This is a genomic window from Novosphingobium resinovorum, from assembly GCF_001742225.1.
GTDB lineage: Bacteria > Pseudomonadota > Alphaproteobacteria > Sphingomonadales > Sphingomonadaceae > Novosphingobium > Novosphingobium resinovorum_A.
This window is the reverse complement of the sequence record NZ_CP017077.1, coordinates 560,107-587,086: the sequence shown is the minus strand read 5'-3', so window position 1 is coordinate 587,086 and position 26,980 is coordinate 560,107. Positions and strand designations below refer to the sequence as shown.

Here is a 26,980-nt window from a genome sequence, read left to right as displayed (position 1 = left end):
CTGTCCTGAAAACACGCACCACTCCGTCGGGGTTAATCACCGCCTTCGACTTGAACCAACCGAACCGTAAAGACGCTTCCTCTTCCCCGGCCATCGCTTTCGACCGAGACGCTGCCGCCATGCAAGGTCACCAGTCGGTGCACGAGAGCAAGACCGATGCCCAGTCCTCCTTGCGCATAGGCGCGATGATCCTCCACTTGCGCGAAAGCCTCGAAAATGCGCGCCTGCATATCTGCCGGTATGCCCATGCCATTGTCCGCCACCTCAATGACTATCTCGCCGCCGATGGTGCGGGCCGACAGCTTGATGGCGCCACCAGGCGGGGTGTACTTAGCCGCGTTTCCGAGCAGATTCGCGACGATCTGGGCAATCCGGGAATAGTCGCCATCGAACCAAACCGGCGCCTCGGGCAGCGCAACGGTCAGATGATGGTTTCCCGCATCCATGTGATGCCGGCTGCTTTCAACTGCGAAGTTCAGGACATCAGACAGTGCAATCCGTTGAATTTTCAGTGTCACCTTCCCTTCTGTAATGCGGGAAACGTCGAGCAGATCTTCCACCAGACGCGCGAGGTGGGACACCGTACGTTCCATTCTGGCATGGATGATACCCGCCTGATCCGCGGAACGCGGGCGGCCAAGAAGGTCCACCGCGCCCATGAGCGCTGCGACCGGGTTGCGCAGTTCGTGGGCAAGTACGGCAAGAAACCGATCCTTCGCGCGATCGGCCTCGCGAAGCGCGGCCGCAGACGCCGCCAGCTCATCGCGCTGGGCCGCTATCTGTTGCCGTTGCCGATGAAGATCGCACAGAACGCGCACCTTGCTACGCAGACCATGCGGTTCGATCGGTTTGGAGATGAAGTCGACCGCACCTGCCTCGTAACCCTGGAAACGTCGTTGCGTATCAGCTGTGCCCGCCGTCACGAAGATGATAGGAACATGGCGTGTCCGTTCCATGCCACGCATCAGTTCCGCGAGCTCGAAGCCGTTCATCTCGGGCATCTGCACATCGAGAAGCGCCAGCGCGAAGTCATGCGCGAGTAGCAACTCCAGTGCTTCTGGACCTGATCGAGCCTCGAAAACTGTTATATTTTCGTCTGTGAGCAAGGCTTCGAGCGCGGTCAGGTTGGCAGGAAGGTCATCGACAAGGAGGACAGGAACGTGATCACTCATGTTCATGCCGCTTTTCTTCCGGCTTCGAGGAGGCAATCAGCGATCTGCGACAGCGAGAGCACCTGGGCTCTGCCGCAGGCGGCCAGCGCAGCATCGGGCATCGCCCGGGCATAAGCGCTCTGAGGGTCCTGAACATAGACTTGTCCGCCCGCTTCCGCCACCGCCTTAAGGCCCCGCGCACCGTCTTCGTTAGCGCCGGTCAGGATCAGTGCCATCAAGAGGGAGCCATATGCTTCGGCTGCGCTTTCGAACAGGACATCAATCGATGGCCGAGAAAAGAAGACCGGTGCGTCGGTGGACAGCGACAGCGTATGGCTTGAACCTTCGGTCCGTTCGACAAGCAGGTGGTAGTCCGGCGGAGCGAAGTAAATCGTACCCGCCGTAATCGGCTCTTTGTCCTCAGCCTCGCGAACCGCAACCTGGCACTTGACAGCGAAGAGCGCGGCCAGTTCGCTGCGGCGTCCTGGAGGCACGTGGACAACCACGATAATCGGCAGGGCGAAGTCACCGGGCAGCGCAGGCAGGATGCGAAGCAGTGCCTGAATTGCGCCAGCCGAGGCGCCGATCACGATGGCCGCAGAGGCAGAGGCTGTTCTCACGCTTTTCGCCGCTGGTAGATTTTCTCTTCGCGCACGAAATCCGCAAAATCGGCAGAGTGGGCTGAAAATCGCAAGGATTCCTTCGAGCCCAGCCCGAGGAACCCGTTGCGGGTCAGCGAGTCGCGGAACAAGCCGACAGCGCGATCCTGTAGCGCCCGGTCGAAGTAGATCATCACGTTGCGGCAGGAAATCAGGTGCATTTCGGAGAAGACCGCGTCGGTAACCAAACTGTGGTCCGAAAACACCACCCGCTCGCGCAGGGACTTATCGAACACTGCCCCCCCGTATCCGGTCGTGTAATAGTCGGAGAGCGACGATCGCCCTCCTGAAAGCCGGTGGTTTTCGGTGAAAGCCTTGATCCGCTCGAGGGGATAGATGCCGCGCTCGGCGGCTTCCAGCGCTTCGGAATTAATATCGGTTGCGTAGAACAATGTGCGCGTCTCCAGCCCCTCCTCGCGGAACAGGATGGTAAGCGAGTGCAGTTCCTCGCCTGCGCTGCAGCCCGCGATCCATACCTTGAGCGAGGGATACGTGCGCAAATGTGGCACGACCTTCTCGCGCAGCGCCTTGAAATAGCTGGGATCGCGAAAGAAATCGCTGACCTGTACGGTCAGGAAGCGCAGAACTTTCGCGGCCAAAGCAGGATCGTGGAGCAGCTTGTCCTGCAACGCCGAGAAGGTGGCAAACCCCATGCGCTCGCGTGCCTGGCGCAGGCGCCGCCTGATGGACGCCTGAGCGTAATTACGAAAATCGTAGTGGTAGCGGCGATAGATGGCCTCCAGCAGGAGGCGGATTTCGATATCCTCGATTTTATCGGCGTCCATCAGCATGACCTCATGATCACCGCGGCATCCATACGCGCACCAGGCTGAGCAGCTTGTCGACTTCCAGCGGCTTTGCCATGTAGTCGTTGGCGCCGGCCTCGATGCACCGTTCCTGGTCGTCCGGCATCGCCTTGGCGGTCAAGGCGATGATCGGCAGCTTTGACCAGCGGGGATCCTGCCGCAACGCGCGAGTGGCGGTGAGCCCGTCCATTACCGGCATCATCACGTCCATCAGCACGAGGTCAATGCGCTTGGCAGGCTCGGATGCCGAGGCATCGAGCGCGTCGAGCGCCTCTTGGCCATTGCGGGCGATCTCCACGCTGGCGCCTTGCGGCTCGAGGATGTTGGTAAGGGAAAATACGTTGCGCACATCGTCCTCGACGACCAGAATTCGCCGGCCTTCCAGGATCGCATCACGATTACGGGCCGCGCGGATCATCGTCTGCTGCTCGGCCGGCAAGTCCGTCACGACCTGATGGAGGAACAGCGAAACCTCGTCGAGCAGCCGTTCGGGTGAGCGCGCGCCCTTGATGATGATGGAGTCGGAATAGCGCCGCAGCCGCTGCTCATCCTCGGGCGACAAATCATGTCCGGTATAGACGATCACGGGCGGGAAGGCGTACGCACCTTCCTTGCTGAGTGTTTCCAGGAGGCTGAACCCGCTGGCATCAGGCAAATTGAGGTCGAGGACCATGCAGTCGAAGGTCGTCTCGCGCAGCGCCGCAAGGCATTCGGCGGCGCTGGCGACGCCAACTGTCTCGACATGGCCGGTAGCCAGCAAACGGCTGACCGCGTCGCGCTGCACCGCGTCGTCCTCGACAATGAGAACCCGCTGCACATCGGAGGAAAGCTTGGCGGCCAGCGCCTCCAGCACGCCCGCCAGTTCCTCGCGCTTCACCGGCTTGACCAGGTAGCCGATCGCCCCGAGCGCCAGAGCGGTCTGGGTATGATCGCTGCCTGAAACCACGTGAACCGGAATGTGACGCGTCTCGACGTCCTGCTTCAAGCGGTCGAGCAGGGCAAGGCCTGATTGATCGGGCAATCCCACGTCAAGCACGACCGCATGTGGCTTGAACTTGCGGGCAAGGTGCAGAGCTTCTTCGGCCGTGCCGGTGACAAGACACTGGAAGCCCATCTCGCGCGACATGTCGCGCACGATTCCCGCGAATGCCGCGTCGTCCTCCACTACAAGCAAAACCCGCTGTCCGGCGCCGAGCACCTCGCGATCGTCCTCAACCTGCCTCACGATCGGCACGGCACGCGGCTGCGCCGAATTGGGCTGGGGCGCTGCGGCTGGCACGGGCAAGGACACCTCCGCCAGCCGAGCCGGATCTAAGGTCAGCGGGATCGTCAGCGTGAAGCGGCTGCCTTCGCCAACGATACTGGTCAGGGCAATGGAGCCGCCGAGCAGCCGCGCCAGTTCGCGCGAAATCGACAGTCCGAGACCGGTACCGCCAAATTTGCGGCTGATGGTTCCGTCAGCTTGCCGGAAAGCTTCGAAGATGGCCTTCTGCTGCTCATGCGGTATGCCGATGCCGGTATCGACCACTGTGAAAGAGACCTGCCCCTGCCCGGCGAGCGCGATCTCCAGCGTGACATACCCGCGCTCGGTGAACTTGAAGGCATTGGAGAGCAGGTTTTTGAGAATCTGCTCGAGACGCTGGCGATCCGTTTCGATTTCGCCGGGCACAGCGGGGTCTACCGTGACCGAGAAGCCAAGGCCGCGATCTGCCGCCACCGGTTCGAATACCGGGCGTAAATCCCGCGCGAACCGTTCGACGAGCACGGCTTCCGGACGGATCTGGAGATGCCCGGCCTCAATTTTCGAAAGGTCGAGAATATCATTGATGAGCGCCAGCAGGTCGTTGCCTGCGGATTCGATGGTCCGGGCGAACTGGACCTGTTCATCGGTCAGATTCTCGCTGCGGTTATCGCCCAGCAACTTCGAGAGAATCAGCAGCGAATTGAGCGGAGTGCGCAGTTCGTGGCTCATGTTTGCCAGGAAGTCACTCTTGTAGCGGCTTGCTTGTTCCAGTTCGGCCGCCTTGGCCTCGACCGCTGCGTTCGAGCTGGCGAGATCGTCGCGCTGGTTCTCAAGCAGCTGCGCCTGCTCTTCGAGCTGCGAGTTGGTCTGCTCCAGTTCCACCTGCTGCTGCTCGAGGCTGGCCTGGGATTCCTTGAGCGCGCGTCCCTGCTCCTCCAGTTCCTCGTTGGAAACCCGAAGTTCCTCGCTTTGCACCTGCAGTTCCTCGGCGTGATGCTGAAGCTGCGATCGGTAGCGAGCCGAGCGGATCGCACTGCCCATCGAACTGGACGCTTCGGCAAGAAACGCCAGTACGTCCTCATCCACCCGCTGGAGAAAGCCAAGTTCGATCACACCCTGGACCGAACCGTCGGCGCTGGCAGGAGCAATGACCAGATGGCGCGGCTTGTCGCTCCCAAGCGAAGAGCCGATCGTCAGATAGCCGTCGGGAATGTCGCTGAGCACCACCGGCTCGCCGTCCACCGCAACCTGGCCGAGCAATCCCTGCTTGCGATTGAACCGCTCGATGATCTGGGCATCAGGCGCCACTCCGTAAGCGGCGACGCGGCGGAAATGTCCGTTCTCGGACGAGAACACGGCGCCGGCCTGCGCCCCAAGATAGCGGACGAGGAAACCGAGAATGCCATCCCCCAGCGTGTCGATCGGCTGATCGCCAAGCAACGCGGCGGCCATCTCGACCTGGCCAGTCTGTAGCCACTGCCGCTTGCGATTGGCTACGGCGGAGCGGTACATCAGCAGGCCGATGATCAGGGTCAGCGCGATCCCCAGCAGGCTGGAAAGCAATCCGCTCACCCACGCCGAGCGGTACGCCTGCTCCATCTCGGCGATGCGTTCGGTGCGCAGGCGGATTTCCTCCTGCTTCATGACACCCAGCTGCGCGCGCAGCTCGTCCATCTCGATCTTGCCGCGATCGCTGTTGACGATCGCCAGCGCCTGCGTAGTGCCGCCGGACTGCCGGAGTGCGATCGTTTCCTTCAGTTCAGCCAGCTTGCCGTCGATGCGAGCGCGCAGCGGCGCAACACGGGCCTGCTGATCGGGATTGTCCCGGGTCAAGGTCGCAATCGTCGCGAAGCGGGCATCGATGTCGGACAGGGCCGCACGATAGGGAGCGAGATACCTCTCGTTTCCAGTCAGGAGATACCCCCGCTGCCCGGTTTCGGCATCCTGCATGGAGGACGTGAGATCGTTCATCCCGACGATGACTTCGTGTGAATGAACGATCTTGCGCATATCGTCGCGCAGCACAGTCACATTCATGTACGCGACGCTGCCGCTGCCGATAAAGAAAACGACGGCCATCGCCAGGCCAAGCATTGTCCAAGGGTCCATCCCCCGGCGCGATCCATGGTCATAATGGGCCTCGATGCGGGCAGGATTGAATCTCATGTAGCGTCCACAACAAGAACCCGGGAAAGCCTTCGCTTGCGTTGATTATGTAGCTGGAGCAAGCACTTCTTCACTTGGAAAGGGCGCGCAGATCACGTCCTGCGCCAAAAACCGTGATGCCGCCCGCAAAGAGACGGCTCACAAGTTCGCTAGCAAGTGCGACTTTAAGGCCCGTCCCTCGCTCACGTTGTCAGGCGCCCGCCAGCGAGGCGTACCACAGCTTCCAGGCCGACCTGCGCCTAGCAGCCGTTCCCATGGCCGATCCCTTATGAGACGCTCGGCGATCAAATCTGGGTCGCGAGGTGTAAACGGTACGGCAAGGAAGGCATTTACAGCGACTCGGTATGGACAACATAGCGCCAGGGACCGCTGCGGATCGCGTCGAAAGGATAGCAGGTCGCAAGGTCAAGCCGTTCGCCCATTGAATCATCCGGCGGAGCATAGCGGTCCCACCGCACGATGCTCGTACCGGTCACTCGGTAGCGCAGCAGCGTCCCCTCGCGCGTCTGAAGGGTGACAAAATCACCTGTGCGCATGTCATGCAGAAATCTGAAATGGGTGTCGCGGTGAGCGGCTATAACGGCGGTGCCGGCGTGCCCTGGCATTGCCCCGGCCGGGAGCAGCGTCGGGCCGAAAGCGAGGGCTTGGCCCGATCCTCCGCCGAGAACGATGCGCGTCACGCCCAGCCTTGCAACCGATATACGCGCGACGGGCGCGGTATCGGCCCAGGGCCAGGGCCTGCGGGGCCGGTGGTCGACAAGACTCGCCTCGAAGGCATGGTCCAGCAGTGCTTGTGCGACCGCTGCCTTGGCGGGGATGTACAGCACCCTGCCGATTTCGACCATTCCGCCCAGGCATAACGCCAGCAACAGGGTCGCCGCGACGCCATGCCCGCAAAGGGCCGCTCTCGAACGGCGCGCAAGTTTGCCGGCGCGGCTCATGCCGCCCTCCGGCGCAGCAGGCAGGCGAAACCGGCAAGGCTCGCGAGCAGGAGGGCTAGGCCCCGGCCGAGCAGACCGAGAAAACCGGTGCCTGTCTGGGGCAGTTCCAGCGCCGCAGCCTGCATCGCGGCGCTATCGCCCGAACCTTGTGGATCAGCGACGTCCGAAGCAGCACCCTGGCCGAAGAGAGTGTCGAAGTCCCAGCCCGCCGGCAGGTTGATCGGCAGTTCCTCACGCGTCAGACGGGCGCCGGCGGGGCGAGACGGTGTTTCGTCAACCGCGACGAGGCTGGTGCGACTGGTGACGATGGTGCTTTCCATGCCGATCCGTTCGACTTCGGCATCGGCCTGTTCGTCTTCCAGTTTGCCGAGCGCGCGGTCTGCCTCGATGTCGCTGATGCGGCTGCGGGCCCAGACTTTTTCTATGGCCGGGCTAGGCAGAGCGCTCGCCAGATCGACACGTCGCTCCCACGCCTTGCCGCCGATCGTGCCGCTCACGGTCAGGGTGCCCGAAAGGTGGTCGGTACGCCCCACCAGCACCAGCGGCCTGCCGGCATAGACGTCCGGAAGGCGCGAGGGGGTGAGCTCGAGCGAACCGCCTTCAACCCGCACGGAGAGGTCGCGCACTGCGGGATGACTGAGCACGTCGAGCAGCGGCATCATCTTGGCGGTGACTTCCCCCGAGGCGCCGATATGCGTGTAGAGCCCCCCGCCGATCGTCGACATGCGCTCCATCAGGTAGTCGTTTGGCGCCGAGCCTATACCGACCATGAAGACATGGCTGCGGCCCCCATCGGCGCCGATCGCGGCTACCATCTCGCGCTCGTTGGAGATTTCCCCGTCGGTCAGGAACACGATCTGGCGCAGGATGGATGGATCGCTGCCGCCACCGGTCGCGGCATCCGCCAGCGCCGCCTTGAGCGCGGGCAGCATCTCCGTTCCGCCCTGCGCCTCCAGCGATCCGGCGAAGCGCCGGGCGAGAGCGACCTGGTCAGGCGTGGCGGCGACGCTGTGGTCGAACAGCCGAGTCATAGTATCGTCGAAGCGGATCACGTTGAAGTGGTCCTGCGGTCGCAGCGTACCCAGCGCATGGAGCAGGCTGGCCTTGGCCTCTTCCATCGAATCGCCGCCCATCGAGCCGCTGTTGTCGATCACGAACACCATCTCGCGCGGAGGTGTCGGCAGCGAGGAGGTGTCGGCGGGCGGGGTCACCGAGGCCATCACATAATCGCCCTTGGCGGTATGCTGCGCAAACAGGCCAAGTGTGGGATCGGCGGAGGCGGAGCGCCATTCCAGAACGAAGTCCCGGTCTGCCGGGACACTGCCGTCCAGCTTGATCGTGCGATCGCCGAGTGGACCGGTGATATTGACGCGGTGGTAGCGGCTGATGAGGTTGGCGACCTCGAAACCGGGGGCGAGACGGATCGCAATCGACGTCGGGTTGACCGTTTCTCCAAGTCCCGGAGTGAGCACCGGGGCGGCGGTGACGGCATTAGCATCGGCCACGGCATCCACCGTTCCCAGCGTGTGCGGCGGTGTATAACGCGGGCCGACGACCAGCGGCAGCCGGAGCGAGAAGGTACCGTCGGCCTGGGCTACCGGGGCCTGATACTCGATGGCGATCAGCACCGTCTCGCCCGGGCCGACGTTGGCGACCATGGTGGTGAACATGTTGGGTCGCTGCTGCTCGACGAGGCCCGCCTTGCGCCCGCTCGCTTTCGCCGCCTCGTAAGTGGCGCGGGCCTTTTCGCGGGGCTCTATGTGGCCGACGATCACGCGCTGGCCTACCACCATCCTGAGCGAATCCACCGCACCGTCCTGCGGCAGTGGATAAAGGTAGCTGGCCTCCATCCACTTGCCCGAGGTGTTGCGGAACGCCTGGACCACGCGCACGCGGGCCGTCTGACCGGTCACGGTCACGTCGATGTCGGTGCCGAGGCGCACGGCGGGCATGCTCCGGACGATGCCTTGGCCACGCAGCATCAGGGTGCCGGTGGCGGGCCCCTCATCGCCCGAAGCGTCGTCGGAGGCGCTCTCGTCGGCAGCGGCCACGGTGGTTGCGTCAACGGCAAGCGCAATGGGAGCCCCGAAGGCCAGCACGGCGGCGGGGATCAGGGCGCGACGGAGAGAGAGTGAATGCGGCATCGGATGGCTCCTGCGACTGGGGAGCCCACCCTCTATGCGCAGGGCGGTGCACACAGCCACGAGCAGTTTCAGCCGGTTCCTGCCGAGCCTTGCGCACGGCGACGCAAACTAGCGGAAGGATTGACGCAATGTGCGGATATGTGCGCATATGTACGCATGGACACGACCCTAGGAGATGACCGGCCAGACGCCGAGGGCCTCTCAGTAGAAAGCGCCGAGACCGCGCGGCGCGTACGCGAGGAAATCGCCCGGCGCCGTTTGTCGCGCCAGGCGCTGGCGGACATGGCGCGCATCAGCCTATCGACGCTGGAAAAAGCTCTGGCGGGCAAACGGGCCTTCACGCTCGCCACACTCCTGCGGATCGAGGAAGCGCTGGGCGTCAGCCTTCGTCCCGGCTCTGCGCCAGTGGCGCCGACCGGCGGTGACGTCGCGCCCGAGGCGATGGGGGCTTACGCCCGCTCGGCCGTGACCTGGCTGGAGGGATGCTATCTCACCGTCCGGCCCAGCTTCGGCACCGCAGGCGGCCTGTTCGCATACCTGACGACGATCCGCTGGGTTGCGGAGAGAGCCTGCCTCGGCTTTGCTGAATCGGGCCGTTCGGATTCCCGGTTCGAGCAGGCCGGTCAGATTTCCATGCCCAACCTCTCGGGCCACATCTATCTCGTCACCAACGAGCAGGGGCAGTACCGCCTCGCCATCCTGTCGCGCCCGACGATCGATGGCGGACTGTTCGGCATCCTGACGACCCTCGAAGTGGGCCATGGCTCGCAGCTGGTGCCGGCCGCTGCGCCCATCGCCTTGCGCAAACTGCGCGATGGGGAGGACGCACCGCTTGGCCTGATCACGCCCGACATGCTCTATTTTGCAGAATATCGGGAGATGCTGGACCGCTCGATCGAAGGCGACTTCGCCCGCCTGCACGTTCCCGGATGAGCCGGGCCATGCCGATGGGCCGCTTTCAGAAATGGATGTCGATGTAGTTTGTCAGGCCGCCGCACCATTCCAACTCGCGCAGGCGATAGTATGGCCGCCTCCGGGTGACCGCGGTGATCAAGGTCTTCGTATTCGAGGGCTCGGGCTTGCCGGCTTACTAGAGATCGCTTCTGTCTTGGCACCAGGTGTTTAGTCCCGGCATCTGGTGGATCGGGTTGACGATGAACCGTTCTGGCTCTGCCATCCAGAATTTGGCGATGTATTCGTAGGGTGTGAGACCGCTCAGCGTCTTGAGCCGACGGCCAAAGTTGTAGACGGCCATGAACCCGGCAAGAGGCGTTCGGAGTTCGTCGTGGCTCTCGGAATGGAAGCGCTTGGCGGTCGCCTTCTTGATGGTCCGGTTCATCCGCTCGACCTGACCGTTAGTCCACAGGTGATTCGGTTTGGTGAGCCGGTGCTCGATGCCGTTTGCGTCACAGACCATGTCGGAGCAGATTTGGCGGGACCATGCAGTGTTCCGTTTGCACGGCTGCTCGGCGGATTGGATGCCACTATCGGTCAGGATCGTGTGGATCTGGTACGGCGCGGATTTCAGCAGGTGCTCCAGGAACTCCCATGCTGCTCGCCGATCAGCCTTGTCGACCGGTTGTGTGACCGCTAACCCGCTGGTGCGGTGGATCCCAACGAAGAGATACGGCCTGTCTTCGGCGGTCTTCACCTCGGCGATATCGATGTGAAAGAAGCCAACGGGATAGCGCTTGAGGCGCTGATGCTTCGGCTTGTCGCCCTCAGCGTCCGGCAAGCGGGAGATGCCGTGCGGCTGAAGGCAGCGGTGCAAAGCTGCCCGTGTCAGATGCGGGATCGACGGCTGCAACCACGTAGAGGTAGTCATCCAGGGGCAGCAGCGTGTGACGCCGGAACGCGGCAACCCTCGCCTCCTCGGCTTCTGTCAAGGTCGTTGAATGAGGGGCCTTCGGCCCGGTCTTCAGGTCCCAGACCATCGCTCGCTTCCTCCACTTCGCCACCGTCTTGGGATTGATTCCCAACTCCCGGCTCAGCGTCGCGAACGAAGCTTGCGATCGCTTTATTGCTGCTTGGACGGTGTGCGTGGTCGTGGCGCTCCAGTGACGAGCCTGTCCGATAATGCTTCCTTCCATCCCAACGAAAGGGGTCGCACCATCAAACCGTGGGACCACACACCTAGAATATCGAGACGCTTGCCTTGCGAATTAAGGTCTCAGGTGGAGAGGAGAGGCCGGACGGTACGATGCGATTTCGGGCCAATCGAGACCAGTTACTTAGAATATTCGATACGTAATCGCGCGTCTCCCTGATCGCGGGAATGGAATCGCCGCGGATGCGTGCGGGGCCAGCGTTGTACGCCGCAAGGGCCAGATGCACTTGTCCAAACCTATCGAGTTGCCGGCGCAGATAGCGCGCACCGCCACGCAGATTTTGTGCCGGATCAGCGGGATCGACACCGAGCTCCCTGGCCGTACCCGGCATCAGCTGGATCAGCCCGCGCGCATTCCTGGGAGACACCGCTTCGGGATCGTACTGACTCTCCTGAATGATCATCGCGTCAAAGAGGCTTGCTGGAATTCCATGCTCGCAGGCAATGGCGCTCATAGCACTGTAGTATCGCGCACGGCGCATTTCGGCCTGCGGTTTCAGAAATCCGGTTGGACGATAAGACAGGTCGGTACAGCCTGATCCTTTTGCAACCGTTGGAATGTCAGCGGCGGTGTCCGATAGCCAGGCCGGAATCATGATCGATGACCTTGTTGGCACAACTTTCGGTACGGAATGAGGGGAATGTCCCGGTATTGTCGTTAGCTGCAGCGCGGTGTCCGAGGTCTGCGCCCCGGTGGCAACCTGATCGTGGCGGAGTGTGTAGAGGTGAAATTCTGGCACAGTTGTCACTGATGTAGAAGCGGTGACGTGGTCCATGTATGCTGCGGGTTGCACGTCCGCGGTATGCATGTTGATAATTTCCACTGTCCGAATGCGGTGCGCAGGATCAGCCGCGGCGACTTCCGGTACGATGCAAAGTAGAAGGATCAACACCGCCAGTCGGAAATGGGCCATCGTCACCGCCAATCGGATTGGAGATTTAGTGGAAGTCACTCAGGCGCACATTGTCAAGCATGATACCGAATGTACACTTCTTCGTGACGCTTCTCCCATTCAGGATGTTCATCATGTGGCTGGTCCATCGCGATACGGACGGTACTGGCGGCAACCGGATACCCTTGCGGCATGAACTGCAACAGGCGCTTGTACGTTGGTACATCGGGGAAGGAACCGAGACCGACGAAAAAGCCGGCATCATGTTGGTGCAGCAGGCGCGAATTGGCCAAAGGTGGATCGCTTGCGGATGCCTCGGGGCCGACATGCGGGACTGTCAGGAATTCCGTGTGTGGGCGGGCGGTTGAACATTACGCTGCCATGGCCTTGATGAAGCGTTCTCCGAACAGCACGGCGAACTGGGCCTTGGCCATGGACCACTCACGTGGCGGCATTTTCCACTCTTTCTCGGATCGGTTCAAGATCAGATAGAGCAGCTTGGTCGCTGAATCGTCGCTGGGAAAGTGCCCCCTGGCCCTGACCGCCCGTCGAAGCTGGGCATTCAACGCCTCGATGGCGTTTGTCGTATAAACGATGCGGCGGACCTCGTCGGGGAAGGCAAAGAACGGGATAACCTCGGCCCATGCACGGCGCCAGCTCTGGCCGATCGCAGGATAGCGCCGACCCCATTCGCCGGCCTCGAAGGCTGTCAGGGCCTCCTCGGCAGCGATGGCATCGGTGGCGCGGTAGACGGTCTTCAGTGCACCAGCGAGCGCCTTGCGGTCCTTCCACGACACGAAGTCCATCGAGTTGCGCAGCAGGTGGACGATGCAGGTCTGGACGATCGTCTCTGGGAACACGGCGGTGATGGCCTCTGGAAAGCCCTTCAGGCCGTCTACGACGGCCAGCATGATGTCCTCAACACCGCGGTTCCTCAGCTCGTTCATCACCCGCAGCCAGAATTTGGCGCCCTCGTTCTGCTCGATCCACAGGCCCAGGACGACCTTGCCGCCATCGGCACGCACGCCTAGCGCGATGTGGATAGCCTTGTTGCGGACCAGACCTTCGTCACGGATCTTGACCCGGATCGCGTCGAAGAAAACCAGCGGATAGGCCGGATCGAGCGGTCGGGCCTGCCAGGCGGCGACCTCTTCGAGCACGGCGTCGGTCACCGTCGAGATCAGGTCCGGCGAGACGTCGATACCGTACAGATCGCGCAAGTGCCCGACGATCTCCCGTGTGCTCATGCCGCGCGCATACATCGAGACGATCTTGTCGTCGAAGCCCGGAAACCGGCGCTGGTACTTGGCGATCAGTTGCGGATCAAAGCTGGCCTGACGATCGCGCGGCACCTCGATCTCGATCTTGCCGGTGTCCGTCACCACCGTCTTGCGGCCATAGCCATTGCGGCTGTTCCCGACCTGCGAGGCATCGCCAAGGTGGTAATCCATCTCGGCGTTGAGCGCCCGTTCGGCCAGCGCCTTCTTCAATGAATCCAGCAGGCCGCCCTGCTGGAGCGCACTGGCCGCATCGCTGCCGGCCAAGAGTTGATCGAGTAAATCAGCCGGGATCGCCGGCTCCTTGCGTCGAGGCATACAGGGTCTCCTTCTTACCCATTATGCCCGCTCACACACGGAATTCCTGACAGTCCCCGACATGCCGCCGCCGATCCTCACCCCAGCCTACCTATCCGAGGCCGAAACCTATTATCTGCGCCGGCTCACCAGCCCGAAACGGCCCGAACATCTGCCCGAATGCCCGTTCTTCCGCGACCAGATGACGATCCGCATCAGCGAAGTCCGCTCCCGATCGACCCCGCTCGAGCCGCCTGAAGGCTTCTTCGAAGTGCTCAAGCCCGCGCCGGAAAAACTGGCGCTGCGCCCCGAGGACGATTGCAACGACGATCGCACTCGTAATGCCTCGATCCCAAGGCTCGCGCGCCTGCTATGGCGCCTCATGGCCGCTGCAGGCGTCAACCGGATCGCGCCGCTCGCGTACCGCGAGGAATGGTCGATTCGCCGTGAGTTCGCCTCGCTCGCTCGAGCAGCGAGCCAGATCGAAATCGCGCCGGGCATCCGATTGGAGCAAGCCTTTTGGACCCACGCGAAGCCCCTGCAGGCGCGTGCCGTGTATGCCGCGCTTCGCGCGCTTGAGGCGAAGTGGCCGCGCGACCATGCGCCACAAGGTTTCGTGCTGCTCTACGCCAAGGGCATCCATGGGCAGGAAATCACGCTGCCTGACGGCGGCACTGTCACGATCGCCAACCGCATCCAGTCCCCATCCGTGCGCGGAAACCCCATCGCAGGCCCGTTCCTGGTCATTATCGTCGTTGGCAAGTATCCCGAGGCCAAGGGCTATGCGCCGCTGCGCGCCTATGCCCAACCCATCCTCAATGGGCGGCTATTCGCACCTGTCGATTCCGATTTAGAGCGCGACGTTTTCGGCACGATCCTGCGCACCCAGCAGGAACTTCACGGACGCGGCATCGACCTCGCGATCGAAAAGCCCGTCTTCGACACCTTGACGCCCGATGGGCCGTGCCGTCCCGACTTCCTGATCGAGGCAAGATCACGCGAGACCGGCGAGATCCGCAATATCGTCGTCGAGGCCATGGGTTTGCGTACCGAGGAATATGAGGCAAGCAAGGCCATCACACATCCTCGCATGGCGCAGCTCGGTCAGATCGTGACGATCGACAGGCAAGACGACAATGCGCATGCCGTGCGTCGGGCGCTGTTGGCCGGGCTCGGACTCTGAAATCCCTACTCCGCTTTGGCAGCGTGCGCTGTAACGATTACTAGCCTCTCGATCGCTTGAAGAGCCGTCACGAAATCGTCGATGCGGGCCTGAAAACCTTTTCCGGCACTCCCAGTTAGCCGTTACCCACCCCGAAACTGACCGAGCCGCGAAAAAAGAGATCGAGCGCGTCCCTCCGACGAATGGGCATCACATTGGAAGGTCGCTCCGGACACGATTAACTTCCAATTATCATTCGTTAGATTTCCAATTTTCGAGGTGTCGATGTACGATCGGATTTTCTCCCAAAAGGTGGAAGATGCCCTATCCGATACGGCGGTCGTGTTGGTCATCGGTCCGCGCCGCGCAGGCAAGACGACGCTTTTCCGGCAGATGGGTGAAGCAGGTCGCACTTACATCACTCTCGACGATCAGACCGCACCAGCGGCAGCAACATCCGATCCGGTCGGCTTCATTCGAGGACTCGATCTTGCAATCATCGACGAAATCCAGCGCGCGTCCGAACTGATGCTCACGATCAAAAAGACACTGAACGAAGATTATCGGGCAGGGCGTTTCCTCCTCGCCGGCTCCGCCAATGTGCTGACGCTGCCAAAGGTTGCCGACAGCCTGGCGGGCAGGATCGAGACTATCCAGATCCTCCCGCTCGCCCGCGCTGAGATCGAAGGCACTGCTCCATCGTCTCTCGACGACCTTTTCTCCGGAAAGCTTGGGACGGCGAAGAATGCCCGGGTCGGCGACCAGCTTGTCGAGACAGTAATGCTTGGCGGCTTCCCCGAGGTTATCTCACGGACGAGCGAACGCCGCCCCCAGGATTGGGCCCGCGCATACCTGAACTCGGTGCTGACGCGCGATCTGGGGGACATCGCCGACATTGAGAAGCTGACGGAGTTGCCCAAGTTCGTTCGCCTGCTCGCCGAGCACTCGGGACAGTTCGTCAACTACTCCCAGTTCGGCGCTGCCATTGGCGTCAGCCACAAGACCAGCCAACGGTACATCTGCCTGCTGGAACAAATCTTCCTCATAACAACGTTGTAGGCGTGGTTCACCACCGCCCTTAAAAGGATTGTCAAAACGCCCAAGCTCCACTTCTTGGACTCGGAACTCCTCGCCTCGGCCAAAGGCCTTACGATCGATCGCTTACGCGCCGCCCCCTCAGCCTTCGGACCGCTGCTGAAGACGTTTGTCTTTTCCGAAATCGTCAAGCTCACGACGGGGTCAGACCTCCGATTGACGCCCTACCATTTCCATGACCAGCAGATGCGCAAGGTCGACATCGTGCTGGAGCCTGACGACGATATGATCGCCGGTATTGAGATCAAGGCCTCGGCTACCGTTAAGGCGAGTGATTTTTCAGGCCTTAGGAGCCTGTCTCAGGCATGCGGCGACCGCTTCGCGAGCGGCATTGTGCTATATGATGGGCAGATACAATACCATTCGGCGAAAGCCTGTCTGCAGCGCCCGTATCGCTCATTTGGCACTATTCACCTGCGGTAGATGAACGATGAGCTTGTCGCCGAAGCGATGGGCTCCAGTACCGCTGAATACGATTTCGCAAATGCCTTTCGCCCGCATATTCACCAGCACATGGCGAAGCTTGGGCATGCGTGACGATAGATCTGCGGCATGACGACAGTGGCAGGAGCGCTCGGACGATGCTGGCCCTTTAAGTTTTAACGACATCCCATCCAGACCGGGACGATCGGAGTAGAGAGGGGAAGGAGGAAGAGGGCCGAGCAGATCGGCCCAACCCTTCAACCTTCGATTGATGCCTTGACGGGCATCTGCAGCAGGGAGGTAAATTCCCATGGAACGCCCTAGTCCCTTCATCAGCGAGCCCGGCTCAACTGACGTCGCCAATGCTCACCCTAGCAAGCCGGCGGCGGAAAATGTGCTTGTCGCCTATGTGCGAGCCCGCCCGGCTGTCAATGGCGATCACCTCCACCCTGACCATGACCAGGCCGTCGCCTCCTATTTCGAGGACAGCGAAACTATCTACGCCATCGCGCGAGTCATGCCGCTCGCGCAGCTGGGCATCGACCAATGACCATCGTCGCACGCCGCCCCTCGCAGCAACTCATCGACATCGTCGGCACCCTGCGCGGCACCTGGCACGGAACCCGGGCGATGTGTCGCTGCCCTTGCCATAATGACCACACCCCCAGCCTGTCCCTCCGGCAAGGAGATCGCGGCATTCTCGTAACCTGTTTTGCAGGCTGCGATTCCATAGACGTGCTTCGCGAACTGGACCGCATTGCCATCACCCGCCACTACCAACCGCCGCCAGACAATGCCCGGACCGGAACAGCAAATATCGAACGGCTCTGGTCGCAAGCGCAGTCCGTGCCGGGTACGCTGGGTGAACGTTATCTGGCCTCGCGATTACTGCTCCCTGTTCCCGGTGACGTCCGCTTTCATCCGCGCTGCCCTCATGGTGCCAAACCCCACACCGTCTTCAAGCCCGCGTTGCTGGTCGCAGTGCGCGAGGGCCAGCGCCTTGTCGCCCTGCAGCGGATATTCCTCGATCCCGAGACGGGCCGCTACACCGCAAAGGCGACCATCGGTTCGCTCGGCCTGGGCGCATGGCGTGGGGGCGGTACCGGTCCCACCATCGGCCTTGCCGAAGGCTTCGAGACCGCTCGCGCGTGGAGCCGCATCAACAACCTTCCGTGCTGGGCAACGTTGGGCTCGCGCCGGTTCGGTCTGGTTACAATCCCCGACAGCGTTACCGAACTGATCCTGGCAGGCGACTACGACACCGCAGGGCGCCGTGCCGTCAACCGGGCTTCCCATCGCTATGCGAATGACAACCGCGTGATCCGCGTCGATTTCCCAAAGAGCTACAAGGATTGGGCCCAAGCGCTCGAGGCCCTCGAGATGCAGAAGAGATGCCATGGGCGCGGGACGGTGCCGGTGATGACAGGATCAGCCCCTCGCAGATCGTGAAGGAAGTAGCCCGTGTCAGTTTCTTCTCATGCCACCATCAGCACGCAGCAAAGTTCAATCTTCGTCTCGTTGGAATTGAGCCGATCTACTTGGCTCGTCATTTCACTGGCGCCCGGCAATGCTGCGCGGGTGTCGCGCCGAACGGTTCCGGGTGGGGACATCTTTGGCCTGTTCGCAAGGATTTCGCAGTTCCACAAGAAGGTGTGGGAAGCGCACCGGTGTCGCCTACAGTTTGATCGTCATTCAGGAGGCGGGGCTCGATGGATTCGGGATTCATCGTTGTCTTGAGAAAGAAGGCATTGAAAGCCACGTCGTGGATGTGGCTTTCAATGCCGCCTCTCGGTGCAGTCGGCGGGCAGAGACCGACCGCCTTGATGGTGAGGCGCTGGTGCGCGCGCTGCTCGGCTACTAACGTGGCGAGCCACGGATATGTGCCATGGTGGGGGTGCCCCGGCGTCGAGGACGAAGACCACGGGCGGATCGGACGCGAACAACGGGTACTCGTTGGCGAACGTATCCAGCATGTAAATCACATCAAGGGATCGCTGTTCGCCCAAGGGATCGACCTTTACACCTTCGCGCTGGTCGTAATCAATCACATCCAGCGGGTCGCTTTCCGGGGCCTGATCGGCATCCAAAACTCTGTTGTCGTGCTCGACAGCTTCGATGAGCGCGTTCACGTTGCCCCAGCGACAGGGGGGGGAGCGTTGATCAATGACTTTCCAAATGATGTTTCGGTTCATCCCTCGATTCGCCGACATCCGCTATCTGCTTAATGGCGTCCTAAACCAGACAACCCCGCCGACGCAGAGGGAGGGGTGTGACAGGCGCCGGGATCGAACAGGCGAAATTGGCGTTCGGGTGGAGATGATGGCGACGAGGAGTATGATGGTGCAGATTTCTGACAATCTGCGCGACGCATTGGCCGATTGGCTGCTGTCGAACGACCTTCACGTTTCCGACGCTGACACCCCCGCCTTGCTCGATCTTGCGGAACACGGCGACGAGGCAGATCGGGCGTTCGCCTGTTCTCGCATCTTGGCACAGGCGGAAGCACGCCCGACGGTTCCGGCCTGGCTTCGCGGTGCCGCTGGCGACGAGAAATCCCCGACTGACTGACATTGCCCAGCAGTCTGCGCTCACGTATCGTCGATTCGCGCCCTTCGCCCCGGCGAAGAAACAAAACGGTCCCGGCCGCCGTTGCGTGGAAGGCCTACCCGACGGAGCTCGCATGGACTCGATCGAACACCTCCGCCATGCCACCGATGAAGACGCCAGCGCGGCTGTTGCTGATGCTGGTGTTTCCCTCCCGATTGAGCAAGTCGCGACCTTGGCTACAGTGCTTGCGGGAATGCTGGGCGGCCCCGTCACGGGCGACGACATCGAGCGGGCTCTGGAAGGTTCGTACGTGGCGCTTCCACTCGGCAGCCCCGCCGCGGTGCTTGGAGCGTTGCAGCGAACGGGCGCTTTTGAAAGCATAGTCCTTCGGTTCGATCTACGACCAGCGGCCCCTTCCACGTGCGCAGAAGCGCTAAGGCTTCATCCGGCGTTTCATCGGTCCATCCTGACCAGTCCTCGCGCCGCAGGATGGTTGGTATTCGGTTGTGGATGTCGGACATCTGCTCGCAGCCCGGCACCATGACCATGGAATAGGCGTCACCCCACTCGTCGAGCGGTCGCCAGATCCCGATGATGGCGGAGATTTTCTCTCGGGGTAGCGAGTGCCACGTGCGGGTGCTGTGCCGGTCCTTGCCTTCGGGCTCGCAACATTGCGTCATCGGGATCAGGCAGCGTCGCTCGCGGAAGCTGCCTCTCCAGATCAGGTAGATCGGCAGCTTGTCGTCGCGGGCGCTGTTGACCGGCGAGGGCTTGAGCGGCTTGCCGGCCGCCTTGCTGACGGCCGTGGGGCGGGAAGCCCCAGGACATGGCGCTCAGCTCGCCATCGACCGCGACGAGGCCGGGGTAGCGCTGCCAGATCTCTTCCGCATGGTTCGCGCCGGGGGTTTTACGCGTGCAGAAGAACATCGCGACCTCGGCGTCCTTTCTCCGCATGCGGTAAAGATTGCGCATGCATCGATGACGGCGACGCTGCCGACCTCGGCAATGCGGGGCAATGCCGCCGGATCGGCGGTAAGAACGAAGAGGTGTGAACCTATCTCCATCTTGGATTGGCGCGCCGCAATGCCATTCTCGCTCAATTGAGACGCGAGGAGTCGGTTATGCCTCACGCTTTTGAAATCACCTATTACGCGCCCCCGCAAACACCCAAAAAAGTGAACGGGCTGTTTTGGATCGTCGGCATCAATACCGGGCTTTGGGCGGTGATCGCCCTTGGAATATGGGCGTTATCGTGAACCGCAATAAGGCCCGGACCTCTTGCGAGAGCTGGGCCAGTTGATTGCAAGGGCTGTAAAGCCCTTCGGGCCGCATGTGCGGCGTGAACGGTTTCGCTGCACCGCATCATGACAATAGCGGTCACCCGCGCTTCTTGGCGGTTTCCTTCCATGCTTGCACCGGATAGTTCAGGTTCATCTCCCTGAAATCCCGCCAAGTGCAGGCAACGTAAGGTTTCTAGGTCAGGCCGCCCAGAAGCGGGTGACCTCGAAGCCTGTTGCTGCCCGCGGCATCATCAGGACGTCTAGCACCAGGCGGATCTCCGGCCCCGGCTTGATTGGGGCGTGCTCGGCACGGTGCCGCGCATATTCTACGATGTCGAGGGTAAGGCGGTTCAGACGTCCAACGAAGGAAGGGTGAGGGGGCCATCACCCATGCCGGTCACGCTGCGCCGGCGAGCATTGTACGTCACCCCTGCCGCAGGCCTTGCACTTCAGCCGCGTCCTGACCGCGGGCATGCCGGTACCATGATGTGGGAAGACCTTGCGCAACGGCAGGTCGCGCAGCTCGGGCGCGGCGACACCATCCTGATGCTCTGGGCCTGCTGGCAGTCGCTGCGCCAGTCGATGAAGCTCATGAACGATCGGGCCCGTCTCAGCAATCTCAACACACTGTCAATTTGGCCAGCTTGGACGGATGGCGGGCGGCAAGATCGTTGCTTTTGACCCACGACAGCACCCGCTGAGAGAACCCTAATTCTGATGTAGAGGCTGCGCACGAGAAGGAATCGGCACATGAGGAAGAGCCGTTTTTACCGAGGCGCAAATCGTCGGGATGATCAAGGAGCAGGAGTCCGGGCTGCCGACGGTCGAGATTAGCTTTGCCGCGGCCGACTTTACAACGGCAGCTTCCGGGAAGCGCCCTCAGGAGCCGGAACGGCAACAATGGGGTGTAACCGGAATCGCCGATCTCGGTTACGCTTCCCAACCAACTGGCCGAAAGCCCGCTAGTTCGCTATGAACCGCAATCTTTGCGGTCTTGATCCTCTCAACCTAACGTAAGGATGTCGGGAAACCTCAGCACGAGTTGGCGGTTCTGGAAAGCCACCCGTGACGGCGGTTTTCAGCTACCGGGGCATATGATGTGGATTATAGATAAAGGCCTCGTGACACCTCTTGGCGGGAAGCGGCCAGTCCTCCGCTTTTTCGTGGTGGGGGCCATAATCTTTCTGATCGTCGCAGGCGGGATTGCGGCGGTCGCTACGGGCTTTTTCGAACAGCCGAGCCCGTATCGGGAGGAAGGCAACTAGGCATCTTGAGGCTTACGAGGAAAGCGTTTGCGCTGCCGCGATAGGCCGGGCCTGCGGAACAAAAATTTCACAAGCTTCTGCCGGATTTCAAATCCTGTGTGCACGAATGCAACGTCGTGCGAGATTAATCTATGTTATGCAAGTCGATGATTTGACCGACAGAAATCGGAGATTGTCGGATGGACGTATCGGTTGCTCGCCGCAAGGCAACGGAAGAAGATGTGGAGCGCGCCATCGATCACGGAGCCTTCCAAGTTCCTGCGATGCCGGCGGCGGATTTGCTCGCCTTCTTTCGAGCGATGATCGACATAGTTGTGGTTGATCATGCGGGAGAGCGCGAATGACCCGGCGCTATTGGGGCGTCGCTGCCGTCGCCTCGATCCTTATCGGTTTGCCGGTCGCGTTTCTCAGCCTTGACCGGGCGTTGAGCTCCCTCGCTTTCGTGGCTCTGATCGCTCCTTAGCCAGGATTTTCCAGCGGTTGAGATAGATCGAAACATCCCGCGTCTGAAAGTAAAGGTTCATGCCGTGGGTGCCGGGCGGTTACGTCAAGCGGGTCCAAAAGCGCTCTATTTGCCAGTCCACTGCGATGAGGCTGGTCGAGAGCTAGGCAAGCGCCAGCCGCAGGGCTGGATGGGCTCCTGCTCCGCCTCGCGCCCGGCGATATCGATAAAGTCAATCGCGAAGGGGTTCATCCGGGCCGGGGGGCTGGGCTTAACCGTCGCGATCGTGATCCCCGCGCGCCGCTGCCAGGAATGTGTGCGCATAGTTCCGGAACACGAACTGCCAGTGCGGCCCAGCATAGTCCTATTTCTTGGTCCACTGCGTCGCCGGGTCTCACGTCTCGCACGATGCCCACATGCGGGCGGCCACCTCGTCGAGCGGGGATTCCTCGCCATTCGAAGTGCAAAACCGGCGTGGCATCAGCGTCGCTCTGACGGGCTGCACTGCACGTCGCGGCTACCGCAGGCTTGCACTTCAGCCCCGCCTGGTGCCCACAGCGGCACTCGACCGCGGTGTCAAAGCCCCATTGCGAGTACTCGAAGACTGTCTCGAACCGTTTCGTTCCCATAACCGTCCCGTAACGGATTGCAGAACAAATGAGGAACATATAGCATTGCGTCATTCCACCAAGGAGTGATTCTGCGATGCCTGCACTATCGAAGATGGATGGTCCGCTTGACCTCGGAGGCTATGAGACCAGTTCGAAATCCTTGCCTTTCGGGCGCTGGATACTGGAACAGTCCGAGAGAGGCGGCTTCATTGGCCAACTCGCCTCGATCGCCAGATCGGATCGTGGGTTCCCGAAGGACGGCACCCCCGATGCGGTCCGCAAGCGCCTGGGAGACACCGGCGCAGATCCAGAAATGTTCGAAGCGGTCGACGACGCCGAGATGGATTGGGTATCCTGGTGACCGGCCCTATAGCCGACGATGCCTTAATCGCGCTGGCCCAGCACCGCTTCAACCAAGCCGATAGGGCCGACGCCACACATGAGGACTGCCGCCAGCTGCGCGGCATTTTTCCCGCCGTTCTGCAGCGCCTGCGGGAGAAGGTGGAGATCACGCGCGATCTTGTCTGCATCGAGGGCAACGACCTGTCTGATGCGGCGAGGCTCGCACCGCCAGCCAACACCGAGCCGAAGCAGGACGATCAACTGCAGCTATCCCTTACCCATTTTTGAGCCTCCGCCGATCGGCGCGTGAGCCACGTAAACCAAGCGGATCTCCAAGACGTTCCTATCCTGAGGAACAAGTCATGGTTGACGTGAAAACCTGGGCCCGGCGCACGTTCCGCAAGCTAGCGCTGGGCCACTTTATCGGGATCGAGACCATCAAGGTTTGGATACTGCGTAGGGGGAGAATATTTTCAGGTCGCAGCAACCGTTCTTGCCGGTCTGCCTTTATCACATACCCTCATCCTGGTTGACCTAACCCGCAACTGGAGATTCCCTGGGGCCTGGTCGCGGGATGTACCTTCTACACCGGCCAGGCCTCATTTTTCCGTCACCTTGATGAAGGGTGACGATGCACGAATTGGGAACGGGAGGATTGCTTGATAACTGGACGTCCGATTATGGAGCGCGCTTTCGAGATCGCTCGAGGAGGCAGCTGTAAGAACCTCCAAAGCCTGGCTATCGCACTTGCGAAAGAGGGCTTCACCAATGTCGATTCTCATTTGGAGGGACCGTCTCTGCGAAAACAGCTGGGCGCACTGATGCGAGCCTCCTAAATCAAATGGGTGGGCTGCCAGTCCTCACCCGCATATCCGAGAGTCGGCCCTCTTGAACGTGGAAACGTTCCGATCCATCTGGCTGGCATAAGTCCGAAACATGTGAGCCGAAGAGACGATGACGACCGAGACGTTTGCCGCCCCTGAGACCCGCGCCTTCGAGGCCGATGTTTCCAAGCTCCTGCACATGATGGTCCATTCGGTCTATTCGGACCGGGACGTGTTCCTGCGCGAGCTTATCTCCAACGCTGCCGATGCCTGCGAGAAGCTGCGCTACGAAGCGATCTCCCGGCCCGAACTGCTTGGCGACGACGCCCAGCCGCGCATCACCGTGACGCTAGACAAGGAGGCCGGAACCCTCACCGTCACGGACAATGGCATCGGGATGTCCGCGATCGACATGGCCGAGACCCTGGGCACCATTGCCCGGTCGGGGACGAAGGCGTTCATGGACAGGCTCGCCGCCGACAAGAACGGCGAGGGACAGCAGCTCATCGGCCAGTTCGGCGTGGGCTTCTACTCGGCCTTCATGGTCGCGGGCAAAGTCGAGGTCGTCTCCCGCCGCGCGGGTGAGGACGAGGCGGCGAGCTGGGCATCCGATGGTTCGGGCACTTACACCATAGCTCCGGTCGATCCCGCTGCCGCCCCCTTGCGGGGAACGAGGGTAACGCTGACCTTGCTCGACGAAGCGAAAAGCTATGCCGAGCTCTACACTGTCGAACGGATCGTCAAGGCTCAGTCGGGCCACGTCCCGGTGCCGATATTCGTGGAGGAAACCGGGAGCGAGGAAGAAGCTCGGCAGCTTGCCGACGGCGCGGCGCTGTGGGCCAGGTCGAAGTCGGACATCAGCGAGGATGAGTATGCCGACTTCTATCGCAGCGTGGCGGGGCAGTTCGACAAGCCGGCGATGACGCTGCACTACCGGGCCGAAGGGCGGCACGAGTATTCGGTGCTGACCTTCATCCCGGAGAGCAAGCCTTTCGACCTCTTCGACCCCGACCGCAATGGCCGCATCAAACTCTATGTGCGAAGGGTTTTCATCACCGACGAAGCGGAGATCCTCCCGCGCTATCTGCGATTTGTGCGCGGCCTCGTCGATTCCGCGGACCTCCCGCTCAACATGTCGCGCGAGATGATCCAGGAAAGCCCCGTGCTGTCGGCCATCCAGAAAGGCGTGAGCAATCGCATCCTCTCGGAACTCGACAAGCTGTCGGAGAGTGACGCCGATCGCTACGCGGCGATCTGGGACAATTTCGGGGCAGTGCTCAAGGAAGGGCTTTACGAAGATTACGAGCGGCGCGCGCAGTTGCTTGGGCTTGCTCGCTTCAAGACGACGGCATCGAACGGCGAGTGGCGCTCGCTCAAGGATTATGTAGCGGGGCTCAAGGAAAATCAGACTGCGATCTTCTATGCTACCGGCGATGACCTCGATAGGATCGCGACGTCTCCCCAGCTCGAAGGGTTCAAGGCACGGGGCATCGAGGTCTTGCTGCTGCCCGACCAGGTCGACAATTTCTGGACGACGATGGGCGTCGATTATGAAGGCAAACCCTTCAAGTCGGTGACGCAGGGCTCCAGCGACCTCAGCCTGATCCCTTTGGCAGAGGAGAGCGCAGATACATCGAACGCGGCAGAGGATGTCAGCGGGTTCATCGCCTTTGCCAAGGAGGTGCTGGCGGATCACGTCTCCGACGTCCGTATCTCCGACCGTTTGACCACCAGCGCCGTGTGCATCGTGGCGCCGGACAACGCCATGGATCTTCAGCTTGAGAAGATGCTGGCCGCCGCCGGCCGTGCGCCCGAACGCGAAAAGCCTGTGCTGGAAGTGAATGCGCGCCATGGGCTAATCGCCAGGTTGGACCAGTCGACGGCGAGCGAGGATGAGCGGCGGGACATCGCATTCCTGTTGTTCGACGAGGCGCGTATCGCTGAGGGAGAAGCTCCCGCGGACCCCCGTGCCTTCGCGCAGCGGCTCGAACGCCTGATAGCCAAGACGCTGGGCTAATGCAGGACAGGGGGGAGCCGACGGGCCCCCCTCGTCTTTCGCGGCTCCCAGGACGTTGCATGTTGTCCATCATCCCGACGATGTCGTCCCGGCGATAGGCCAAGGCACCTTCGGCCGCGACATGCGGATCGTGCGCCGGGCGCGCAGATGCCTCAGCAGTTCCTTCTTCAGAACCCCGCGCGCCTGCATATACAGGCTTCTGTAGATGGTCTCGTGCGACACCTGTTTATGCGGCTCCTCGGGAAAGCTGCGCCTGAGCCACCCCGCAATCTGTTCCGGTGACCATTTGCGGCGCAACTTGACTGTTACTGCCTGTGCCGGCGATGGCGAGCAAGCCAGCTTGCAGGGCTTGGGCCGCAAGGCGCGGTCCCATGCCGCCTGATCGGATATGGTCGCCCGATACCGCGCAACGCCGCCATTACGCCTGACTTCGCGACTGATTGTCGAGGGCGAGCGGCCCAGTCGCCGTGCTATCGCACGCAAGGGTTCGCAGACGCTCAGGCCAAGCGATATCTCCTCGCGCTCGGCAAGGCTCAGCGCACGACTGCCGCGCTTGCAAGCGGCAGGCCGGATGCCGCCTGTCGGCGAAATCACCGAAAGTACCGACGATTACTCTCGATCAAACCTTCGTCCGATCGAACTCATCGACTCCCCGCGCTGCCAGCGATCCCATATCTCTGCTCGCTGACTGGCCGTGTAATAGATCCGACGACGCTGCTTCATTGCGACACTCCATCTTCCGCAAAAAATTAAAGTGTTGCCTCCACCCGTTGAACCCACCTCCGCGATGCCCTCATGGTGCGAAGCCCAACACCGTGTTCAAGCCCGCCGTGCTTGTCGCCGTGCGCGAAGGCCAGCGGCTCGTTGCCCTGCAGCGGATCTTCCTCGATCCCGAGACGGGCCGCTACACCGCAAAGGCGACCATCGGTTCGCTCGGCCTGGGCGCATGGCGTGGGGGCGGTACCGGTCCCACCATCGGCCTTGCCGAAGGCTTCGAGACCGCTCGCGCGTGGAGCCTGCTCCATAAGCTTCCGTGCTGGGCAACGCTTGGGTCGCGACGTTTCGGCCTGGCGACGATTCCCGACAGCGTGACTGAACTGATCCTGGCGGGCGACTGCGACATAGCGGGGCGCCGGGCCGTAAACCGGGCATCACATCGCTACGCCAGCGACAACCGCGTGATCCGCGTCGATTTCCCCAAGGGCTACAAGGATTGGGCACAGGCGCTTGAAGCCCTCGAGACGCAGAAGAGAGATACCATGGGCGCGGGACGGTGCCAGCGATGATA

22 protein-coding genes and 6 pseudogenes are annotated in these 26,980 nt (G+C 61.7%); 16 read left to right on the top strand and 12 right to left on the bottom strand.

Annotated elements, in window-relative coordinates; genetic code table 11:
• Positions 1–32 precede the first annotated feature (32 nt).
• From BES08_RS27780 to BES08_RS27755, 6 genes are all read right to left on the bottom strand, one after another.
• On the bottom strand, positions 33–1,178 hold the full coding sequence (locus tag BES08_RS27780; RefSeq protein ID WP_069709990.1) for a hybrid sensor histidine kinase/response regulator: 1,146 nt from the start codon (positions 1,176–1,178) through the stop codon (positions 33–35).
• Positions 1,175–1,741, bottom strand: coding sequence for a chemotaxis protein CheB (locus BES08_RS27775; protein ID WP_008828867.1), 567 nt, complete (start codon positions 1,739–1,741; stop codon positions 1,175–1,177). The genes BES08_RS27780 and BES08_RS27775 overlap by 4 nt, the downstream gene beginning before the upstream one ends.
• A gap of 26 nt (positions 1,742–1,767) precedes the next feature.
• On the bottom strand, positions 1,768–2,595 hold the full coding sequence (locus BES08_RS27770) for a CheR family methyltransferase (protein ID WP_008828866.1): 828 nt from the start codon (positions 2,593–2,595) through the stop codon (positions 1,768–1,770).
• Positions 2,596–2,611: 16 nt separating this feature from the next.
• Complete coding sequence (locus BES08_RS27765; RefSeq protein ID WP_037518224.1) at positions 2,612–5,968, bottom strand: response regulator; 3,357 nt, start codon at positions 5,966–5,968, stop codon at positions 2,612–2,614.
• Between the two features lie 386 nt (positions 5,969–6,354).
• On the bottom strand, positions 6,355–6,966 hold the full coding sequence (locus BES08_RS27760) for a class GN sortase (protein ID WP_008828864.1): 612 nt from the start codon (positions 6,964–6,966) through the stop codon (positions 6,355–6,357).
• A complete protein-coding gene (locus BES08_RS27755) occupies positions 6,963–9,110 on the bottom strand; it encodes a marine proteobacterial sortase target protein (protein WP_069709989.1) in 2,148 nt (715 codons plus the stop codon). The genes BES08_RS27760 and BES08_RS27755 overlap by 4 nt, the downstream gene beginning before the upstream one ends.
• Before the next feature lie 156 nt (positions 9,111–9,266).
• On the opposite strand from BES08_RS27755, the gene BES08_RS27750 reads away from it, so the two are divergent.
• Positions 9,267–10,043 carry a helix-turn-helix domain-containing protein gene (locus BES08_RS27750; RefSeq protein ID WP_036530598.1) on the top strand — a complete coding sequence of 259 codons (777 nt, stop codon included), beginning with the start codon at positions 9,267–9,269 and terminating at the stop codon, positions 10,041–10,043.
• 157 nt (positions 10,044–10,200) lie between these two features.
• Here the strand turns inward: BES08_RS27750 and BES08_RS27745 are convergent.
• Both BES08_RS27745 and BES08_RS32280 read right to left on the bottom strand, forming a co-directional pair.
• Positions 10,201–11,185: pseudogene (locus BES08_RS27745) on the bottom strand (integrase core domain-containing protein).
• 58 nt (positions 11,186–11,243) lie between these two features.
• The gene (locus BES08_RS32280) at positions 11,244–12,131 is read right to left on the bottom strand and encodes a lytic transglycosylase domain-containing protein (RefSeq protein ID WP_083274877.1); all 888 of its coding nucleotides are present in this window, start codon (positions 12,129–12,131) and stop codon (positions 11,244–11,246) included.
• Positions 12,132–12,244: 113 nt separating this feature from the next.
• Here BES08_RS32280 and BES08_RS34315 point away from each other — a divergent pair.
• Positions 12,245–12,436: pseudogene (locus tag BES08_RS34315) on the top strand (hypothetical protein); the annotation flags it as partial.
• Between the two features lie 45 nt (positions 12,437–12,481).
• Here the strand turns inward: BES08_RS34315 and BES08_RS27730 are convergent.
• On the bottom strand, positions 12,482–13,705 hold the full coding sequence (locus BES08_RS27730; protein WP_069709383.1) for an IS256 family transposase: 1,224 nt from the start codon (positions 13,703–13,705) through the stop codon (positions 12,482–12,484).
• 58 nt (positions 13,706–13,763) lie between these two features.
• Here BES08_RS27730 and BES08_RS27725 point away from each other — a divergent pair.
• Both BES08_RS27725 and BES08_RS27720 read left to right on the top strand, forming a co-directional pair.
• Positions 13,764–14,867 (top strand): annotated as a pseudogene (locus BES08_RS27725) (hypothetical protein); the annotation flags it as partial.
• A gap of 264 nt (positions 14,868–15,131) precedes the next feature.
• Positions 15,132–16,375, top strand: a pseudogene (locus tag BES08_RS27720) (ATP-binding protein).
• On the opposite strand, the gene BES08_RS33320 reads toward BES08_RS27720, so the two are convergent.
• The gene (locus BES08_RS33320) at positions 16,338–16,676 is read right to left on the bottom strand and encodes a hypothetical protein (protein WP_156800018.1); all 339 of its coding nucleotides are present in this window, start codon (positions 16,674–16,676) and stop codon (positions 16,338–16,340) included. The pseudogene BES08_RS27720 and the gene BES08_RS33320 sit on opposite strands and share 38 nt — an antisense overlap.
• Here BES08_RS33320 and BES08_RS27715 point away from each other — a divergent pair.
• The 4 genes and pseudogenes from BES08_RS27715 to BES08_RS33310 all read left to right on the top strand — a co-directional run bounded on the left by BES08_RS27715 (position 16,675) and on the right by BES08_RS33310 (position 18,932).
• Positions 16,675–16,914, top strand: a complete 240-nt coding sequence (locus tag BES08_RS27715; RefSeq protein ID WP_008831525.1) for a hypothetical protein — start codon at positions 16,675–16,677, stop codon at positions 16,912–16,914. The two genes, BES08_RS33320 and BES08_RS27715, sit on opposite strands and share 2 nt — an antisense overlap.
• Positions 16,911–17,813, top strand: coding sequence for a DUF7146 domain-containing protein (locus tag BES08_RS27710; RefSeq protein WP_069709987.1), 903 nt, complete (start codon positions 16,911–16,913; stop codon positions 17,811–17,813). Before BES08_RS27715 ends, BES08_RS27710 begins: the two co-directional genes overlap by 4 nt.
• 12 nt (positions 17,814–17,825) lie before the next feature.
• Positions 17,826–18,385 (top strand): annotated as a pseudogene (locus tag BES08_RS34310) (IS110 family transposase); the annotation flags it as partial.
• Between the two features lie 313 nt (positions 18,386–18,698).
• Positions 18,699–18,932 (top strand): hypothetical protein, encoded by a 234-nt coding sequence (locus tag BES08_RS33310; RefSeq protein WP_008833231.1) that lies wholly within the window; start codon positions 18,699–18,701, stop codon positions 18,930–18,932.
• A gap of 248 nt (positions 18,933–19,180) precedes the next feature.
• Here BES08_RS33310 and BES08_RS34305 read toward each other — a convergent pair whose 3' ends face one another.
• Positions 19,181–19,633 (bottom strand): SOS response-associated peptidase family protein, encoded by a 453-nt coding sequence (locus tag BES08_RS34305; RefSeq protein ID WP_231958517.1) that lies wholly within the window; start codon positions 19,631–19,633, stop codon positions 19,181–19,183.
• A 34-nt stretch (positions 19,634–19,667) separates the two neighbouring features.
• Here BES08_RS34305 and BES08_RS34300 point away from each other — a divergent pair, with 34 nt between their 5' ends.
• From BES08_RS34300 to htpG, 7 genes are all read left to right on the top strand, one after another.
• The gene (locus tag BES08_RS34300; protein ID WP_231958389.1) at positions 19,668–20,015 is read left to right on the top strand and encodes a hypothetical protein; all 348 of its coding nucleotides are present in this window, start codon (positions 19,668–19,670) and stop codon (positions 20,013–20,015) included.
• A gap of 17 nt (positions 20,016–20,032) precedes the next feature.
• Entirely contained in the window at positions 20,033–20,167 is a 135-nt protein-coding gene (locus BES08_RS34550) for a hypothetical protein (protein ID WP_268957474.1), read from the top strand.
• A 414-nt stretch (positions 20,168–20,581) separates the two neighbouring features.
• On the top strand, positions 20,582–20,872 hold the full coding sequence (locus BES08_RS27690; protein ID WP_008831861.1) for a hypothetical protein: 291 nt from the start codon (positions 20,582–20,584) through the stop codon (positions 20,870–20,872).
• Between the two features lie 763 nt (positions 20,873–21,635).
• On the top strand, positions 21,636–21,800 hold the full coding sequence (locus tag BES08_RS33300; RefSeq protein ID WP_156800016.1) for a hypothetical protein: 165 nt from the start codon (positions 21,636–21,638) through the stop codon (positions 21,798–21,800).
• Between the two features lie 803 nt (positions 21,801–22,603).
• Complete coding sequence (locus BES08_RS27680) at positions 22,604–22,870, top strand: hypothetical protein (RefSeq protein ID WP_083274876.1); 267 nt, start codon at positions 22,604–22,606, stop codon at positions 22,868–22,870.
• Positions 22,855–23,139: a hypothetical protein gene (locus tag BES08_RS27675; protein ID WP_231958388.1), complete on the top strand. Its 285-nt coding sequence runs from the start codon at positions 22,855–22,857 to the stop codon at positions 23,137–23,139. Before BES08_RS27680 ends, BES08_RS27675 begins: the two co-directional genes overlap by 16 nt.
• Positions 23,140–23,805: 666 nt before the next feature.
• Positions 23,806–25,692, top strand: coding sequence for a molecular chaperone HtpG (gene htpG / locus BES08_RS27670; protein ID WP_008833552.1), 1,887 nt, complete (start codon positions 23,806–23,808; stop codon positions 25,690–25,692).
• Positions 25,693–25,806: 114 nt separating this feature from the next.
• Here htpG and BES08_RS27665 read toward each other — a convergent pair.
• Positions 25,807–26,415 (bottom strand): annotated as a pseudogene (locus BES08_RS27665) (transposase); the annotation flags it as partial.
• A 92-nt stretch (positions 26,416–26,507) separates the two neighbouring features.
• Between BES08_RS27665 and BES08_RS27660 the strand changes: the two are divergent.
• Positions 26,508–26,978 carry a toprim domain-containing protein gene (locus BES08_RS27660; RefSeq protein ID WP_231958387.1) on the top strand — a complete coding sequence of 157 codons (471 nt, stop codon included), beginning with the start codon at positions 26,508–26,510 and terminating at the stop codon, positions 26,976–26,978.
• Positions 26,979–26,980 lie beyond the last annotated feature (2 nt).